Genomic DNA, 1,167 nt, shown 5'->3' on the forward strand with positions numbered 1-1,167 from the left:
TCCATGTACATGGACAAGTCCATCCTCGGCTGCCGCTACGGCTCCTCCCGCCCCCAGCGCGACATCGCCCTCTACGCCGAGCTCTACCGCTCCGGCCGCCTCAAGCTCGACGAACTGGTCACCGAGACCTACCCGGTAGAGGACTTCGCCAAGGCCGCGGACGACGCCCACCACGGGCGCGTGGCCCGGGGGGTTCTCACGTTCTAGGAGAGCCCTCGACCGCCGTCCTCGTGGGCGTGGGTCCGAGGCTCGCGCTCATGGCCGTGAGCGTGGTGGGGGAGTACCGGCTCCACGCGCGCGGGCGCGTTCCGTCGGTCTCGGGCCCCGCTCGCCTCCTCCACCGGCTCCACGCGCGTACGCGGGCGCGTACTGCCGGCCACCCCGGCAGTCCCCATAGGGGGTCGTGGCCGGTGGTCAACTCCCGGATCCGGCACGGAAAGTGCGCCGGTAGGCCGTGAGGGAGACGCCCAGGGCCGTCTGGAGGTGCTGGCGCAGGGAGGCCGGGGAGCCGAGCCCGCGTCGGCCGCGATGCGGTCCACCGGCAGGTCCGTCTCCTCCAGGAGCTGCCGGGCGCATTCCACCCGCTGCCGGACCAGCCACTGCAATGGGCTGACCCCCGTCTCCTCCCGGAACCGCCGCGTGAAGGTCCGCACACTCATCGACCCCCGCCCGGCCATGTCCCGTAGCCGGATGGGCTGTTCGAGCAGTTCCAGGGCCCAGGCGCGGGCCGCGGCCGTGGTGGCGCGCTGCGGCTCGGGCACCGGACGCCGGATGTACTGCGCCTGGCGGTCGTCGCGGTGCGGCGGTACGACACTGCGCCGTGCCACGTCGGTGGCGACGGCCGCGCCGTGGTCGCGCCGCAGGATGTGCAGGCACAGGTCGATCCCGGCGGCCACCCCGGCGGAGGTGAGCACGTCCCCGTCGTCGATGCTGGTCCGGTGACGCAGACACCCCAGCTCCCCCTGAAGGGAGGACCCGCCTTCTCCGCCGCACCCCGCGGGACGCGCGGACCCCGTATCCACCACCTCCGGCGCCCTGTGTACCGCCGCGGCCCTCATGGCGCTGGTCATCCGCCCCGGAATCCGGAGTCTCACGAGGAGTTGAAGCGCCCGAACACCCCGCGGTGGAACAGCAGCGGACCGGCCTCGGCCGCCGCCTCGTCCGCGC

At 73.6% G+C, this 1,167-nt stretch carries 2 pseudogenes; one reads left to right on the top strand and one right to left on the bottom strand.

The features are described 5' to 3' along the window. Window positions 1-207, top strand: a pseudogene (locus tag AOK16_RS22865) (Zn-dependent alcohol dehydrogenase); the annotation flags it as partial. Window positions 208-414: 207 nt separating this feature from the next. On the opposite strand, the pseudogene AOK16_RS22870 reads toward AOK16_RS22865, so the two are convergent. Further along, window positions 415-929 (bottom strand): annotated as a pseudogene (locus tag AOK16_RS22870) (GlxA family transcriptional regulator); the annotation flags it as partial. Window positions 930-1,167 lie beyond the last annotated feature (238 nt).

Origin of the sequence: Streptomyces pathocidini (genome assembly GCF_001418495.1) — a bacterium.
Taxonomy (GTDB): domain Bacteria; phylum Actinomycetota; class Actinomycetes; order Streptomycetales; family Streptomycetaceae; genus Streptomyces; species Streptomyces pathocidini.